Consider the following 16,465-nt stretch of genomic DNA (forward strand, 5'->3'; position numbering starts at 1 on the left):
TTTTCCCTCACTTGGCCTTGGAGATGACCAGCTCGATCCGCCGGTTCAATTTGCGCCCTTGATCCGTGTCGTTCGAAGCGACCGGCTGGCTTGAGTCTCTTCCCTCCGAGGTCAGCCGTGCCGGTTCCGTCATGGCGCCGCCGATCAGCGCAGCCGCCGCCTTGGCTCGCGCCAGCGAGAGGTCCCAGTTGGACGGGAACTTGAGGGAACGGATCGGCTGGCTATCGGTATGGCCGGTGACCAGGATATCGCCCGGCTGGTCGTTCAGCGCCTGACCGATGCGGGCCAGCAGCGGCTTGAATTGCTCAATTACTTCGGCGCGGCCGGAGGGGAACATCCCGTCGCCCACGATCCGTACGCCGATCGTCTGGGCATCCTCCCGCACCGATACCAGCCCCTGACGGATCTCGGGTTCCAGGAACTTCCGCAACGCTTCCGTCTGGCCGGCGGCGACCTCCGGCGGTGGGGGCGGAGGAGCGGGAGCCGCACGGATCAGGCTGACGGCGCCGGCCGGCGGCAGGGCCGCCAACTCTGAAAATGCGGCATCGGAGTGCTGGTTGATCGCAAGGACGAGCCCGGAGAACAGCAGGAGCAGCAGGGCCGCAGCCACGGATGCGGCAACCCAGGGCGGCACGACGGCATCAAGGCTGCGATGTCCAAGGCCGGTACCGCGCCAGTGCGGAGAGATGTCGCGCTCGAAGTCGCCCCGGACGTTTCGGATCAGGCGATACAGGTCTTCGCGGACCGTGACGAGTTCCGATGCGCCACGCGGCGCTATCCGGTACTTTCCCTCGAACCCGAGGCTGATGCAGTAATAGAGCAGCTCGATAAGGTCGATGTTGTTTCCGGGGTCCCGCTTCAGTTGGGCCAGCAGATCGAAGAAACGATCGCCGCCCCAGGTTTCGCTGAACAGCGTGCCGACCATGCTTCGGGTCGTCCAGATGCTGTTGCCGCCCCAGGGAGTATTGAGAACGATGTCGTCGATCGTCGCGCAGAGAGCGTATTTGCCTGCCCGGATCGATCGCGCCGACAGGCCGAGCGGCGTGATCCTGCGCTCGAAACGGTCGATCTCGCCAAGGACATGCAGGCGCAGGGTATCGACGTCGGCATGGGATGCCTGACCCTTGATGCGCCCGCACAGGCTGAGCAGCGGCGCCGCCGCCATGACGAGCAGACTGGTACGGCCGAGGCTGATCCGCTCCCACGGCCTTGACGAATCCTGCCCTGACGGGTCTGGCGTGTCGTAGCCCCGCTGGAGACCCAGGAAAACATCGGCGGGAACGATTACGGTCTGGTCGGCAGTGTGGTCAGCGGTCATGGCGTCGGCCTCCCGGTTGCGGGAGTTGCGGTCTTCGCCCTTCGGCGGAATGGCCCGCCGCCCGTCGCGCGCGGCGCGAAGACACGGGAGGAAATCTCGCCCGGCATCTTCATGTCGCCGGCCGCGAGATCGTCGTCGATCCTGCCGTGCAACTGGACATAACGGTCCCAGGCGCGCGCCTTGCCAAGGACCGGCACCCATCCGGCCATGGGGCCGCGTTTCATGCCGGCGGTGACCGATCCGGGCGCCAACTGGCGCACCAGCATCTGAAGTGTCGCCTGGGTGGCGGCCAGCAGGCTTACCTGATGTGCCTTGATATCGTCGAATGCCTGGCCGACCGCCCGCTCGGCTGGCAGGAAGCCGGCAACGTCGTTCATCATCAGCGTCCGCAGGGCTGCGTTCAGGTCCATGGGAAACTTCAGCGCATTGTTGTCCAGCCGCGCGATCATCGTCCGCTCGGCCCCGAATTCCTGCTTGGCTTCCGAACGTGCGACCAGCATGTCGTGGAGATTGCCGACCGCTATGCGGAAGGCGTGAGCCATGCGGCTCATCACTTCGACAAGGCGGTCGTCCGGCACGTCGCCTCGGGTCAACCCGCAGATGTTGAGCATCGCATCGACCGCTTTGGACGCCGGGTCCCCGGCCGGCTTGTCGATGAGGACGGGATTGTCGATGAGGATTGGCTCGGAACCGGCAGCCGGCGGAGGCTGGTCGATCCTTCCGGTGTCGCGGGGCGGCGTTTCGGCTGAAAACTCCCAGTCGTCCGGAATCCGCTCGTGCCCGACGACGGGTGCGATGAAGGCCGAAGCTTCCGGCCGTAGGTGGTCCGCGAAGGCGTTCCTGGCGGCGGCATCCGGGAAGGTCATGTCTTCGGCCGGCTCTTCGTCGTCGTCGAGCGGCCACATCGATTGCGCCGGGCCGGGGAATGTCGGATTGGAAACAGCCTCGACGTCCGCGGCTACGGGCGGAAGGTCCGGTTCATCCAGGGCTGACAGCGGTATCGGCGCCTGTACCGAGACGACATGAAGGGCGAATGTGCCGATCCGGATCAGGTCGCCGGCATCCAGCGGAGGATTCTTGTCAGGTCCGATCGCAACGGTGTCGTCATTGAGGAAGGTGCCGTTGCGGCTGCGGTCGGACACTGTGTATCCCCGGTCGATCCGTTCGATGCGGCAGTGCTCGGTCGAAATGCCCCGCTGTTCGTCGCTCAGGACGAGGTCGTTGTTCTCGTCGCGGCCGACCGTCAGCCGGTCGTCGATCTCGATCAGTTCGGGCAGGTCCGATCCACGGTACCGGATCGTTCCCGGCCCCTCGACGCGCAGGACCAATGGCATGGGTTCGTGCCTCCACGATGAGACGGATGGGCGGGGCAAATGGACCGGTCGCGGCGCTCAATCGCCGCGGATCGCCCAGAGGGTCATTTCAAGGTTGGGAAAATCACCCGCGACATGCAGGGCCAGACCGCCGGAGGTTTGCATCTCCTTCCAGAAGGCGCTGTTCCGGTCGATCTCGAAATAGGTCACGCCGACATGGAACGGGATCTGGCGCGGCGCCACCGGAAGCGGATCGACGACCATTCCCGGCAAAGCCACATTGACCAGTTCCTTGATCCTTTCGACCGGGCCGATCTTCACCTGGGACGGGAAGGCGCGGCGCAACCGCTCCGCTTCGACATCGGCGCGTACCGCCAGCACGAAGGCCGAGGTCCGGAACAGGGTCCGGTCGTTCACTTCGGCCAAGTGAATCCCATACCTGTGCTCTCGGAGCGGAACCTGGATCGCCGTCTGCTCCAGAACGGTGTTCAGCGACTGGCGGACCGACTGGATGACGGGCTGGAACGTCGCCGTCAGATCCTCGTGCCGGTATGTCGGATAGGAGGGCGTCCGCTTGTCCGAGCGGGCATATGTCGCAAGCTCGCCGGCAAGCTGAACCATCAGGCCGTACAGCGTCTCGGGATGTACCGTTGAACTCCGGCTCAGATGAGCGAAGGACGGTTCGTGACGGTTGATCATCTGGAGCATCAGGAAATCCGTGATTTCCGCGACGCCCTTGGTCCCGGATTGCGAGACCCGCGCCGCCAGGGCTTCGCCACGGTGATGGAGCAGGCCCTCGATCTCGGTCACGTAGCTCGCCAGTACCAATGAGCAGGCGCAGTCCAGTGCCGGAGGAACGAAGCTTTCGTCGAGAACGACCTGATGGTCGGCGCGGACCTCGATCAGGCGGAGGATCGGCATGGAGATGAAACCCGTCCGTTCGGCGCCTTCGGCGATCAGCCGGAAGCGCAGGCGGCCGATGTCGATCGCGACCTGCTCCCGTTCTCCGGCATTGCCGTCGGCGAGATCCTGTTCGGCGATCGTGTAGCGGGTGACGACTTCATCTCCGGTCCTCGCATCCGCTTCGGCGGCGCCCGGCTGATAGGCCGGCAGCGCGAGATGGATGACCGCGTTGCGCAGGTTGCCGGGGGGAGCGAAGGGGGCCGGCTGGTCGGCTTCGTCGGGGATGGCGAAAGGCGTGCCGTCCTCCATGACGCCGGCTGCATACTCGATGGCGATCTTGCCGAGGCTCAGGAGTTCACGGTTGATCCGGAGTTCGGTGAACCCCCAGCCGTAACCACGGAGCGCCTGGGTCCGGCCGCGTACGAACTTCTCCATGTAGCGATCGGCTTGCTGAAGGTGCTGCGGCCGCAGGAACAATCCCTCCGACCAGATGACCTTGTTGTTCCACGACATTCGCGCGGCCCGCCTATTGTGGATTTGTTGGAAGCTGGATTTGATGGCCTCAACATAGACAGGTCCAGGCTTGTTCTTCCATGCGTTGAAGTAATAACGATATTCATCCATGTAATTCAGGGGGATTTCATTGCCGGCATATCGATATGCCAATACCGTATGACGACTTATCCCAGGTGATGACTTAATAATCCCGGCATGCAGTGTCGAACGAACATCGGATCGATTGGATCGACATCGCTGGAGTATCGCAAGCCCGGAAGGCGAAAGATGCGAAGCGCTGATTATGCGGAATTGCTTGAGCCCATCGACGGAGCATTCCCGTGCGGTGAGCCCCTGGACTACGATCCGGGTTTCCTGGAGTTCGAACGCGCCACCCGTGCCGGCCCCGAGCGGCAGGCCGGCGACCAGACCGTGGCCGGGGAAACGCAGGACTGGCGGCATGTCGCCGAACTAGGGGTCGAACTTGCAGGGCGCAGCAAGGATATCCGCATAGCGGTCGCCCTGGCTCGTGCCTGGCTCGCTACCGAGGGGTTTACCGGGCTTGCCGGCGGCCTTTCGCTGATTGCCGGTTATCTGGACGGCTACTGGGACGAACTGCACCCGGCTCCCGACGCCGACGACGGGGGCGATCAGACGATACGCCTGAACGCGCTGGCCAATCTCCGTGATGCTGCCGGATTGCTGGCCGAAATCCGGCGTATTCCGCTTGTGGCCGCCCGTGGTGTCGGCAGCTTCGCCTTCAACGACTGGCAGGCGGTCCGGCATGGCAACCCGGATGGCGAAGGTCCGACGCTGGCTCAGGTCGAGGGAGCGTTCGGCGAGACCGGTCCGGCGGCGCTCGACGAGGCGAGCGCCGCGATCGCATCGTGCCTCGCCTCGCTGGCCGCCATCGAAGGCAGCATCCGGACCCATGTCGGACCGGGCGACACGATCCGGCTGGACCCGCTGAAGGACTTGCTGGCGCAGGTCAAGTCGGTGATCGACGATCACCGGCCCAGGCGCACCGTCGATCCGGCCGATATCGAGACCGGGCGGGAAGACGATCCGCCGCAATCCATGACCGGCGGCATCGCCAGCCGCGCCGACGTGATCGGCCTGCTTGACCGCATCTGCCAGTGGTACCGCACAAACGAGCCGTCGAGCCCCGTCCCCATTCTGCTGGAGCGGGCCAAGCAGATGGTGTCGCGGGATTTTCTGGCGCTGCTGATGGAGCTGGCGCCCGATGGCGCTCCTCAGTTCCGCAACGTGGCCGGGCTTCGCAGTCCCGGACCGATCGAAGAGGACGAAGATTAAATCATGTTGAAAGCAAGCAGTCAGAAGTTCATCCGCCGCAACCGGGCGCCCCGTGTCCAGATCGAGTACGACGTCGAACTCTACGGCAGCGAGCGGAAGGTCCAGTTGCCTTTCGTCGTGGGGGTGATGGCCGATCTTTCCGGAAAGCGCGTCGAGCCGCTGCCGGATCTGGCCGATCGCAAGATGGTCGAGATCGATATTGACAACTTCGACGCCCGGCTTCGCTCGATGAAGCCACGGGTGGCGATCAGCGTCAAAAACTCCCTGACCGGTGAAGGAAGCCTGCCGGTCGATCTGACATTCGAACAGATGGACGACTTCTCGCCGGCCGCCGTGGCGCGCCGGGTCGATGCCCTCCGGAAGCTCCTGGATGCCCGGACGGAACTTGGCAACCTGCTGACATACATGGACGGCAAAAGCGGCGCCGAACGCCTGCTGGGCCAGCTTCTCGCCGACCCCGAGTTGCTGAAGGCCGTCTCGGCCAAGGCCGGCACTTTCGCCAGCCCTGAAGAAAGCGCCGCATCGGACGAGGGAGAAGCACAGTCATGAGCCCGGACCGGATGCAGCAGGCCCGGATGCAGCAGGCAGCATTGCCTGTCGCGGAAGCCACCCTGACCGACGATGGCTTTGCCCAGCTCCTTCAGCGCGAGTTCAAGCCGCGCACCGAACAGTACCGCGACGCGATCGAGCGCGCGGTCGGCACCCTGGCAGGGCAGGCGCTGGCCGAAACCCAGCTGATCGGCGACGACGCCGTCGCCACGATCCAGGCGATCGTCGCGGAACTCGACCGCAAGCTGACCGAACAGTTGAACCTGATCATCCATCATCCCGATTTCCAGCAGTTGGAAGCGGCATGGCGCGGGCTTCACCAGCTCGTCTCCAACACCGAAACCGACGAAACCTTGAAGATCCGGGTGCTGAACACCAGCAAGAAGGAGCTGGCGCGTTCCGCGCGGAAGTACCGGGGGATCGCCTGGGATCAAAGCCCGCTGTTCAAGAAGATCTACGAAGAGGAGTTCGGCCAGATCGGCGGCGAGCCTTATGGCTGCCTGATCGGCGACTTCCACTTCGACCACACGCCGCCCGACGTCGAGCTGCTCGCGTCCTTGGGGCAAATCGCTGCGGCGGCGCATGCCCCCTTCATCGCGGCGGCGGCCCCTCAGCTCCTCAACATGGAGTCCTGGCAGGAACTCGCCAATCCGCGCGACCTCACCAAGATCTTCCAGACGCCGGAATACGCGGCCTGGCGATCGCTGCGGGACTCCGAGGACTCGCGCTATATCGCGCTGACATTGCCTCGCACGCTCGGACGCCTGCCCTATGGCAGCAAGACCGACCCGGTCGCGGAATTCGCCTTCGAAGAGGACGTCGATGGCGGCGACAGCGGCAAATACCTCTGGTGCAACGCCGCCTACGCGATGGGCGTCAACATCACGCGCTCCTATAAACTGTATGGCTGGATGTCGCAGATCCGCGGGGTCGAGTCCGGTGGTTTGGTCGAGGGACTCCCCGCCCATACCTTTCCGAGCGACGACGGCGGCGTGGACTTGAAATGCCCGACCGAGATCGCGATCAGCGACCGGCGCGAGGCGGAGCTTTCCAAGAGCGGGCTGCTGCCGATGCTTCACCGGAAGAACACCGACATGGCGGTCTTCATCGGGGCGCAGACCCTCAACAAGCCGGTCAAGTACGACGATCCGGACGCCTCGGCCAATGCCGAACTGAGTGCCAGGCTGCCTTACATGTTCGCGACGTCGCGCTTCGCCCATTACCTGAAGTGCCTGGTGCGCGACAAGATCGGTTCCTTCAAGGACCGGTCGGATGTCGAGGCCTGGCTCAATCGCTGGATACAGAACTACGTCCACTCGTCGCCCAACCTCGCGAGCGAGGAGGACAAGGCGAAGAAACCCCTGGCCGCCGCCGAGGTCATCGTCGAGGAAGTCCAGGACAATCCAGGCTACTACCAGGCCCGCTTCTACCTGAGACCGCATTTTCAGCTCGAAGGGCTGACGGTTTCGCTTCGTCTCGTCTCCCGGCTGCCTTCCGCCAAGCTGGCGTGATACCAACGGCATTGAAGCTTGATAGGTGAGTTTCGGCAAAGATGTCGGGCTGAAGAGGCCCGACCTACAAGTACACTCTGGCGTAGGTCGGGCCTCTTCAGCCCGACATCTAACGCTCCAGACCGGTCAATGTTTAATGCCGTTGGTATGAGTTCAAGAGTTATCCCTCTCCACCGGAGTTCATCATGTCTTTCGATGCTTATCTTCTCTTCACCCAAGCCTCGAAGAGCGGCATTCATCCCAAGGGTGAGTCGAAGCTGAAGACCAACGCGATCACGCTTGGCGACGAATGGAGCTTCTCGCTCGAGAACAAGTTGAACATCACCTCGCACACCGCCGGCGCCGGCGCCGGCAAGGCCGAGTTCGAGGCGTTTACAATCAAGAAGCAGGTGGATACCGCGTCCGCCGATCTCTTCGTCGCCTGCGGCAGCGGCGCGCATTTCGACAATGTGCAGTTGGTGTTGCTGAAATCGACCGGCGACAAGGGAGCGGGCACCCAGGCGCAGTCCAACGTGTTCCTGACCTGGACCTTCTCCATGCTGGCGGTCGAACGCATCGAGTGGAGCTACGGCGATCCCGCCCCTGACGAATCGATCGTCTTCCGCTTTGGCGCCTGCAAGATCGCCTACAAGAAGCAGGACAAGACCGGCCAACTGGCCGATGCCGGCGAAAGCGCCTGGAGCCAGATCGCCAACAGCGCCACCGATAAGGTGACCTAATAGCCGCGCCGGTTCGAAACCCCTCCCCCTGCTCCGGTCATCTCATATGCCCAAGGCCAGCTATCGCGATCTCGTCCAGCCCTCGCTCCTGGACCGTCTCACCGATGGCGGGGAGGGAGTGTCCGAGGATGGCGGGCGCACCTTTTCGCTCTCGCAGTTGCGCGCCGTCATCCTGCGTGACGTTTCCTGGCTGTTGAACGCGACCCCGCTGGGCTCCTCCGTCGATCTCACTGCCTATCCTGACGTCGCGGCCGGTGTGTTGAACTACGGCGTGCGGCCGCTGGCCGGGCAGGGCGGCGGCGCCATGGACCGCAGCCACTTCGAACGGGCGATCCAGGAAGCGCTGACCGTGTTCGAACCCCGCCTGATGAGCGGCGTTCAGGTCAAGCTGCTTCCGGCCGGCTCCAGCGACACCACGCTGGTCTTCATCATCGAGGCCGATCTGTGGGCGGAGCCGGTGCCGCTTCGCCTGAGGCTCCGGACGGAAGTGGACCGGGACCGCAACACCGTCAGGATAGCCGAGCAACTTACCGAGGCGGAGTAGATGAACGAAACGTTCCTGCGCTTCTACAATCAGGAGCTTCGCCACATCAGGGAGATGGGAGGCGAGTTCGCCCGCACCTTTCCCAAGATCGCCGGCCGGCTCGGCATGGACACGGCCGAAGTCTCCGACCCCTATGTCGAACGCCTGCTCGAAGGCTTCGCCTTCCTGGCCGCGCGCGTCCAGCTCAAGCTAGACGCCCGTTTTCCCGCATTCACCCAGCACCTGCTGGAAATGGTCTATCCTCATTTCCTGGCGCCGACGCCGTCGCTGGGCATTGCGCGTTTCGATCCGGATCGCGAGGGCGGCCGACTGGAGAACGGCTACGTCATACCGCGCGGGACGTCGCTGGTGGGGCAACTGGCCGCCGATGCCGTTACCCAGTGCGAGTTCAGGACCGCCCAGGATGTCCATCTGTGGCCGATCACGGTCGCCGCCGTCGATTATTTCGCGGCGGCATCCGAGCTATCGGGACTGGCGATCGACAGGCGGCATCGGATGGCGGCCGCCCTGCGGGTGCGGCTTCGCACGACCAACGGCATGCCCTTCGACCGCCTGAAGCTGAAGTCGCTTCGGCTCTACCTGCCGCCGGCGGGCGGTACCGGCGGGGCGCTCGCCGAACAACTCCTGGCCGATGTCACGGCCGTCGTCGCCCGGCCCACTGTCCGGCCCTCGCCCTGGCAGGAAGTGATCGCCGCCGCCCATATCCTGCATGTCGGGCTCGGCGACGACGAGGCGCTGCTGCCCTTCCCGGCACGGTCCTTCACCGGCTACCGGGCTTTGCAGGAATACTTCGCCCTGCCGGAACGGGCCTTGTTCGTGGAAATCGGAGGGCTGGCGGATGCCGTTCGGTCGTCGAGCGACGAGGAACTCGAACTCGTCTTCCTGCTCCGCCGGATCGAGCCGCGGTTGCAACGGGGCCTCAGCCGGGACTCGGTGGTCCTGTTCGCCAGCCCGATCACCAACCTGTTCGAACGGCAGGCGGATCGTATCGTCGTCAGCGAACGGACCTTCGAGCACCATCTTCCCGTCGACCGGGTCCGTCCGCTCGATGTCGAGGTGCATTCCGTGCTCGATGTCCAGGGTGAACACGACGACGGATCGGCTGCCACGGTCTTCCGTCCCTTTTACGCCATCGAGGACCTCGAACCGAAAGCGGCCGGCGGCTCCTATTATACGATCCGGCGGGCACCTCGGCTCATCTCCAGCCGTGAGCAAAGGGAAGGGCAGCGGACATCGTATGGGGGGAGCGACGTCTTCGTCTCCATCGTCGATGCACACGCGGCACCCTACCGTCCCAGCCTGCGGCAACTGGCTGTCCGATGCCTGTGTACCAACCGGGACCTGCCGCTGCTGATGCCTCTCGGTCGCGGCGAAACCGATTTCACCCTGGAAATCGGAGCACCGGTCGCCCGAATCCGTTGCATCGCCGGTCCCACCAGACCGCGCCCATCCCCGGCCGAAGGAGAGGTCGCCTGGCATTTGATCAGTCATCTGTCGCTTAACCATCTGTCGCTCACCGATAGCGACGAAGGGGGAGCCGATGCCTTGCGGGCGCTGCTCCGGCTATACGCCGATCCCAGCGACGCCAGTGCCATGCAGCAGGTCGCGGGCACGCGCAACATCCACTCGCGTCCCATTGTCCGCCGTCTTCCTTCGGGCGGGCTTGCGGCGGTGGCGCGCGGACTGGAGATCGAGATGGCGCTTGATGAAGCCGCCTTCGAGGGCATCGGTTGTTTTCCCTTCGCCGCGGTGCTGAACCACTTCTTTGCCCAGTACGTCTCGATCAACGCCTTTACGGAGAGCGTCCTGCGGACGACGCAGCGCGGGGAGATCATGCGATGGCCGATGAAACCGGGACGGCGGCGTCTGGCCTGATGCCCGACGCCGCCGTCCCGCCGGTTCACGACGCCCTGTCCGAAATCCTCGGGGAGGCGAGCCGGGCACCCGAGAAATTCGATTTCTTCGCGCTGCTGCGCCGTATCGATGCCGGCTCGCCAACCAGTCCGAGGATCGGGGCGTCGCGGCATCCGGAGGAGGACCCGGTTCGGCTTGGCCAGTCCCCGAGCACGATCTTCCCGCCCCGCGCTCTGGACAGCGTCAGGGCGGACGGCGGCCGTACCCGGATCATGACCTTCTTCTTCGGCCTGTTCGGTCCCAACGGTCCGCTGCCGTTGCACCTGACCGAATATGCCCATCAGCGTCTCCACAACGCCGGCGACGAAGCGTTCGCTAGCTTCGGCGACATCTTCCATCACCGCATGGCCTCCCTGCTGTTCCGCGCCTGGGCGGCGAGCGAGCCGACGGTGTCCCACGACCGCCCCGGCGACGATGCCTTCGCGGCCCAGATCGGCGCCCTGGCCGGCTATGGCATGCAGGAGCTTCGGGGCCGGGACGGGATGCCCGATCTGGCCAAACTGCACTTCGCTGGGCGCATCGGTTCCCACACCCGCAATGCCGAAGGGCTCCGGGCAATCCTGAGCGGCTTCTTCGCGATGCCGGTCGATATTCAGGAGTTCGATCCGAAATGGGTCGAGATCGCACCGGGCCAGCGCCTGGCTCTCGGCTCGGACCCTGAGAACGGAACGCTCGGCGTCACCGCCACGGTGGGCCGGCGCATCAGGTTGTTCTATCACCGCTTCTGCATCGTCATGGGTCCGCTGACCCTGGAAGAGTATGAGCGGCTGCTGCCCGGTGGCGAGAGCGTCGGGCTGACGGTGCCGTTGGTGCGTAACTATGTCGGCGACGAACTGGACTGGACGCTCGCGCTCGTCCTCCGCGCCGATCAGGTTCCGCACCTGAAACTTGGCCGCCAGGGGCGGCTTGGCTGGACCACATGGCTGGGCCGCCGTCCGGTTGAGAGCGATGCCGGGGACTTAACGCTCACGCCATTACATTGGAAATCGTCGTAAAATCGGTCAAAGTAGAATATTGCCGAACCATTATTTGGTTCTCACTGTCCTGCTGAACAGGGCTTTTCAGTGTCAAGTCAAGTATAGTACGATTCTGCGGAAAATATGTCGAACACGGGCATGTACTTTCTAGACTTTGACGCCTGTCCTTCCGGGCTGCTATTCACTGCGGAGCGTAGGTCGTACGGACATAACCTGCATCCGGCCGTCGCGGTATTCGGACAGGCCCGCTCGTGCTTCCGACAGGCAGCGCCGTCCCCCTGTCCAGGAGCGGCCTGGAACCTGTCCGGCAGCAAAGTGGAGACTTGATGGAATCCCAGCGACGAATGCCAGGAAGTACCGAGGATTCGGAATCGGCTTCCGACGATCGGGCTTATGGTGGCGACAGGTCGGGCGGAGGCGAACCCAAGGCAGGCTACATCCTTGTCGTAGACGACGACCCGGCGATGCGGCGCATGGTCACCGGTTATTTCCAGGATCATGACGTTCCGGCCAGCGCGGTGGCCAACGGACAGGACATGTGCCGTTATTTCAAAGGCATACATCCCAGCGCGATCATTCTGGACCTGCGGCTCGGCCAGGAAAACGGATTGGACCTGCTCAGGCAGATCAGATCCAGTTCCGACGTTCCCATCATCATCATGACCGGTCATCGCCGCGACGAGATCGATCGCGTGATCGGTCTGGAACTTGGCGCGGACGACTACGTGACCAAGCCCTTCAGCCTGCGGGAACTGCTGGCACGGGTCCGGGCGGTGTTGAGGCGCCAGGAGATGGGACGGGCGGCGCGGTCCCGCGATCCGGAGCGTGGTGGATACCGGTTCGGCGGCTGGCAACTCGAACGCCGTGCCCGGCAGCTTCTCGATCCTGCCGGCAATGCGGTTTCGCTGACTAAGGGTGAGTATGCGCTGCTGCTTGCGTTCCTCGACGCGCCGCGCCGACCATTGACGCGCGAGCATCTGCTTCAGGCCACGCGGGTCCATGAAGACATCTTCGACCGCAGCATAGATGTCCAGGTTCTGCGGCTGCGCCGGAAGCTCGAGATCGACGCGAGCGCGCCGCGCGTGATCAGGACGGAGCGCGGCGTCGGGTACGTCTTCACGCTCGCCGTCGAGCCATTTTAAACCCGAACGGTTAAATCCGGCCGGACGAAGCCGCAGCGATTCTTGAGGAAACTGCGCCGTCATGCCTGCTCGCAAGCATGATGTACGGGCAGCGAATGCCCTGCCGGGTTACAATTGTAACAGGATAGTTCCTAGCCGTGACGATCGCGTAACCGGTTGCCTTCAGTCTCCTGGGAAACGCCTCTTGTCGGAGAAGCAATGTTTTCGAAGGTGAAAGACGGACCCCCGGCAGCAACCAGAACCAACGCGACGACTTCATTCCGGCGGGCGCTGCTCTGTCGCGCGACCGGCGTCTTTGTGGCCGTCTTTGCAGTCGGATCGCTCCTGCCGGCCCAGGTGCTGCCGCTGGAGCGGCATGCCGCCGCCGAAGAGCCGGTGTCGCCGGTCCCGGAGCCACGGCTGGAGGACCCGCTCAAAGTCTTGCTCGGCGAACGCCTGTTTGGGGACACCCGTCTTTCGCTCGGCAATTCGCGAAGCTGTTCCTCGTGCCATGATCTTGGCTCCAACGGTGCGACCGGGAGCGCTCGCGACAAGGCGCTCGACGGGTCCGACCTCCCGCTTAATACCAGCACCGTCTTCAATGCGGCGCTCAGCTTCCGGCTCAACTGGGAGGGCGGCTTCCGCACCCTTGAGGACCAGGCGCAGGCGTTGATCGAGAACCCCCGGATCATGGGCGGCAGCATCGACGACGCGGTCGGTAAGCTGAAGCTGGACCCTGAGATGGTTGGCCGGTTTCGGGCAGCGTTCGGACGCGACCCGGACGCTGCCGGACTGCTTGAAGCCCTTGCCGCATTCCAGCGGTCCCTGCTGACGCCCGGCAGCCGGTTCGACCGCTGGCTCGGCGGCGACACGGCAGCCCTGTCCGACGAGGAGATCGACGGATACCGGCAGTTCAAATCGCTTGGGTGCGCATCCTGCCACCAGGGCGTCAATGTCGGCGGCAACCTGTTCCAGCGGCATGGGATCTTTCATCCGCTGGCGTCGCCGGAACCAGCGGTCCTGCGCGTCCCCAGCTTGCGCAATGTCGCGACGACCCCGCCTTATTTTCACGACGGCAGCGCTTCGACACTCGATGTCGCGGTCCGGAAGATGGCTCGGGCACAGCTCAATTCGGAGCTGACCGATCGGCAGGCGGAGGTGATCGTAGCGTTCCTGCGGACGCTTACCGGCGAGTTTCGGGACCGCCAGGTTGAGGAATCGCGGGTCGGAGGATCGCGGTGAGAACCGGCTTGACCGTCGCCGCCGCCGCGACGCTGCTGATCCTGCTGACTTGGATAGCCATGCGTGGAATGAGCGCCGAGGTGGGAACCTCCCAGGACGCCCTTCTGGCGATCGACCGTCTGGAGAAGGCGGAAAGCGCGCTCCATCGCGACGTGCTCAGCGCGCGCTCGGGCTTGCTGCGCAACTACGATCCCCTGGTCAGGGAAATTGACGAGATGCGCGGAGCGGTGACCCGCCTGCGCGAAACCGCTGGCTACGAACCCGAGATCGCCTCCGCGATCGACGAGGTGATGAGGTCGGTTGACAAGACCGAGGGATTGACGGAACGGTTCAAGAGCCGGAACGCGCTGCTGCAAAACTCGCTTGCTTACTTCATCGTGTTCGGCGAGCGCTTGATCAAGGAGGAGCAGGACCGCAACCGGGCCGCCCAGGTCAGCGGTCTGGCAGCCGCCATCCTGCATCTGACGCTCGACTCCTCCGCTCCGATCGTTGCGGATGTCGATGCGCGGCTCAGGGCGATGTCCTTGGACGGCGCACCCGCCGGCGGCTCGCCAGGCTGGGATTCCCCCGCCTCCAAACCATTGATCGAGCATGCCCGGATGCTTCGGAACCTGCTGCCGGAAACGGACGGCATCCTGAAGGAGATGTTTTCGTCGGCCGGCGGGCGTCACCAGGATCGCGTCCGCGACCTTGTCGTCGCGCGTGCGGACGCTTCGGAGAGTGCGGCCGAAATGTTCCGAAACATCCTGTATGGGATGTCGGTAGTGCTGGTCTGCCTGCTGGTCTATCTCGGCGTCCAGCTTCAGTCGAGGGCACGGGCGCTGCGCCTGCGGGCCGATTTCGAGCATGTGATCGCAGGCATCTCGACGCGTTTCATCACCTCCCGGCCGGATGAAGTCCGGTACCACATCGAGCGTGCGCTGGAGGAACTTGCGGCGATCATATCGGCGGATCGGGCCTACTTCGTCATCGAGGGCGATCCGGTACAGGTCTACCAGTGGTCCGGCAGCTCGGACACCCTGCCCAGCGGTTGGCCCGCCGGCGCCTTGAAACTCGCACGGCAGTCGATGCCGGAAGAGGATGGGATCATCCACATCCCGCGGGTCGATCACCTGTCCCGGGGCGGCAACATGGATCTCCTGGCAGCCGTCGGCCTGCGCAGTTGGCTGTGCATCCCATCCTTCAGCGACGAATGTCCCGGTGCCGTTCTCGGTTTCGATGCCTTGCGGCAAGGCCCCCTGGCCCGAGGCGATGGATACGGCATGTTCCGCTCGGCGTTCGATGCCATCGCCAGCGCCCTCGACCGGGAAACCCTCAGCCGCGAAAAGCAGCGGCTGGAGGCGAAACTTCAGCAGGCGCGCCGGATGGAAACCGTCGGAGCACTTGCCAGCGGGGTCGCCCATAACTTCAACAATATCGCCGGCGCCATCCTGGGATACACGGAGATAGCGCAAGCCCATGTCAGACCGGAAAGCAGGACCGCCGCCAGTCTCGACGAGATCCGGCGCGCGGGCGAACGGGCACGCGACCTTGTCGATCAGATCCTCACATTCGGCCGTGCCGGAGCGGACAAGCGGGAACGGGTCCGTGTCCAAGCCCTGATCGAGGAAACGGTATCGATGTTTCATGCCTCGCTTCCAGGGCTTCCGGGCGAAGTCGAGGTGAAGGTTCGGGAGGCTCCGCAGGAGATGGTCGTCCTGGCGGACCCGGCCCGGTTGCAGCAGGTCTTCCTCAACCTCTGCAACAACGCCGCACAGGCGATGGAGGGCACCGGAACCATCGACATCGATCTGGATGTCCGTGCTTCGAAAACCGCGTTCCGGCACGGGCCGGACGAACTTGGCCCCGGCCAATACATGTCGGTTTTGATAAGCGACGCCGGACGTGGCATGGACGAAGCCACGCAGGAGCGCATCTTCGAGCCGTTCTTCACGACCCGCCTGGAAGGAAACGGGCTGGGTCTTGCGACGGCGCGCCAGATCGTCCGGGAACTCGGCGGAGCCATAGCCGTGCGGAGTGCTGCCGGAAAGGGAACCCGCTTCGAGATTCTGCTGCCCTGCGCCGCACCGGCTCGCGAACCGGATCGAGACCAGACCGGACACATCCCGAGCCGACCCCGCGTCACCGCGACGCGGTATGGCAGCGGTGAGACAATTCTGATCCTGGATGTCGAGCGTGAACGGCTGCTCCGGAACGAGGAGATCCTGGCGGCACTCGGCTATGAACCGGTAGGCTTCACCGAACCGGGCGACGCGGCGGATGCCTGCCGTTCGACGCGAATGCGGTTCGACGCCGCCCTGGTCTGCCACCCCCTCGGAATCGCGATCGAAGGAGCGGCAGTTGTTCATGAGGCGGCGCCGGGCCTGCCGATCATCCTGGCGACAGGGTCGGCGCGCAGTGTAGACGCCCCGGCCTTGGCGGCTGCCGGCGTGACGGAGGTTGTGCATTGTCCCCTGGTCACCACGGAGCTTGCTGGGGCACTGGCACAGTGCCTGGAAAGCCGGGTTTCTCCCTGACGGCGTGAGGCAGTTACGGAAGAGGCTTC

At 64.3% G+C, this 16,465-nt stretch carries 13 protein-coding genes; 10 read left to right on the forward strand and 3 right to left on the reverse strand.

Annotation, left to right across the window (positions count from 1 at the left end; all coding sequences use genetic code 11):
* Window positions 1-7 precede the first annotated feature (7 nt).
* Genes icmH through tssK form a run of 3 tightly spaced genes read right to left on the reverse strand, consistent with a single transcriptional unit; the run spans window position 8 to window position 4,047 of the window.
* Complete coding sequence (gene icmH, locus N826_RS24120) at window positions 8-1,318, reverse strand: type IVB secretion system protein IcmH/DotU (protein WP_052831941.1); 1,311 nt, start codon at window positions 1,316-1,318, stop codon at window positions 8-10.
* Window positions 1,315-2,652 carry a type VI secretion system-associated FHA domain protein TagH gene (gene tagH, locus N826_RS24125; protein ID WP_052831942.1) on the reverse strand — a complete coding sequence of 446 codons (1,338 nt, stop codon included), beginning with the start codon at window positions 2,650-2,652 and terminating at the stop codon, window positions 1,315-1,317. Before tagH ends, icmH begins: the two co-directional genes overlap by 4 nt.
* A 57-nt stretch (window positions 2,653-2,709) precedes the next feature.
* Window positions 2,710-4,047, reverse strand: coding sequence for a type VI secretion system baseplate subunit TssK (gene tssK / locus N826_RS24135; RefSeq protein ID WP_044433008.1), 1,338 nt, complete (start codon window positions 4,045-4,047; stop codon window positions 2,710-2,712).
* Between the two features lie 270 nt (window positions 4,048-4,317).
* Between tssK and tssA the strand changes: the two genes are divergently transcribed.
* The 10 genes from tssA to N826_RS24185 all read left to right on the forward strand — a co-directional run bounded on the left by tssA (window position 4,318) and on the right by N826_RS24185 (window position 16,436).
* Window positions 4,318-5,343: a type VI secretion system protein TssA gene (tssA, locus tag N826_RS24140; protein ID WP_044432961.1), complete on the forward strand. Its 1,026-nt coding sequence runs from the start codon at window positions 4,318-4,320 to the stop codon at window positions 5,341-5,343.
* A 3-nt stretch (window positions 5,344-5,346) separates the two neighbouring features.
* Window positions 5,347-5,892 (forward strand): type VI secretion system contractile sheath small subunit, encoded by a 546-nt coding sequence (gene tssB, locus N826_RS24145; RefSeq protein ID WP_044432962.1) that lies wholly within the window; start codon window positions 5,347-5,349, stop codon window positions 5,890-5,892.
* Complete coding sequence (tssC, locus tag N826_RS24150; RefSeq protein WP_211099365.1) at window positions 5,889-7,403, forward strand: type VI secretion system contractile sheath large subunit; 1,515 nt, start codon at window positions 5,889-5,891, stop codon at window positions 7,401-7,403. Before tssB ends, tssC begins: the two co-directional genes overlap by 4 nt.
* A gap of 185 nt (window positions 7,404-7,588) precedes the next feature.
* On the forward strand, window positions 7,589-8,122 hold the full coding sequence (locus N826_RS24155) for a type VI secretion system tube protein Hcp (protein WP_044432964.1): 534 nt from the start codon (window positions 7,589-7,591) through the stop codon (window positions 8,120-8,122).
* Between the two features lie 46 nt (window positions 8,123-8,168).
* Window positions 8,169-8,666: a type VI secretion system baseplate subunit TssE gene (tssE, locus tag N826_RS24160; RefSeq protein WP_044432965.1), complete on the forward strand. Its 498-nt coding sequence runs from the start codon at window positions 8,169-8,171 to the stop codon at window positions 8,664-8,666.
* Window positions 8,667-10,541: a type VI secretion system baseplate subunit TssF gene (tssF, locus tag N826_RS24165; protein WP_044432966.1), complete on the forward strand. Its 1,875-nt coding sequence runs from the start codon at window positions 8,667-8,669 to the stop codon at window positions 10,539-10,541. It abuts the gene before it with no gap.
* Window positions 10,505-11,575: a type VI secretion system baseplate subunit TssG gene (gene tssG, locus N826_RS24170; RefSeq protein WP_211099366.1), complete on the forward strand. Its 1,071-nt coding sequence runs from the start codon at window positions 10,505-10,507 to the stop codon at window positions 11,573-11,575. The genes tssF and tssG overlap by 37 nt, the downstream gene beginning before the upstream one ends.
* Before the next feature lie 326 nt (window positions 11,576-11,901).
* Window positions 11,902-12,699 (forward strand): response regulator, encoded by a 798-nt coding sequence (locus N826_RS24175; protein ID WP_044432967.1) that lies wholly within the window; start codon window positions 11,902-11,904, stop codon window positions 12,697-12,699.
* Between the two features lie 297 nt (window positions 12,700-12,996).
* Entirely contained in the window at window positions 12,997-13,920 is a 924-nt protein-coding gene (locus N826_RS24180; protein ID WP_211099367.1) for a cytochrome-c peroxidase, read from the forward strand.
* Window positions 13,917-16,436, forward strand: a complete 2,520-nt coding sequence (locus N826_RS24185; RefSeq protein ID WP_044432968.1) for a two-component system VirA-like sensor kinase — start codon at window positions 13,917-13,919, stop codon at window positions 16,434-16,436. The genes N826_RS24180 and N826_RS24185 overlap by 4 nt, the downstream gene beginning before the upstream one ends.
* The last annotated feature ends 29 nt before the right edge of the window (window positions 16,437-16,465 follow it).

The sequence above is a fragment of the Skermanella aerolata KACC 11604 genome (genome assembly GCF_000936425.1).
In the GTDB taxonomy this organism is placed as follows: Bacteria; Pseudomonadota; Alphaproteobacteria; order Azospirillales; family Azospirillaceae; genus Skermanella; species Skermanella aerolata.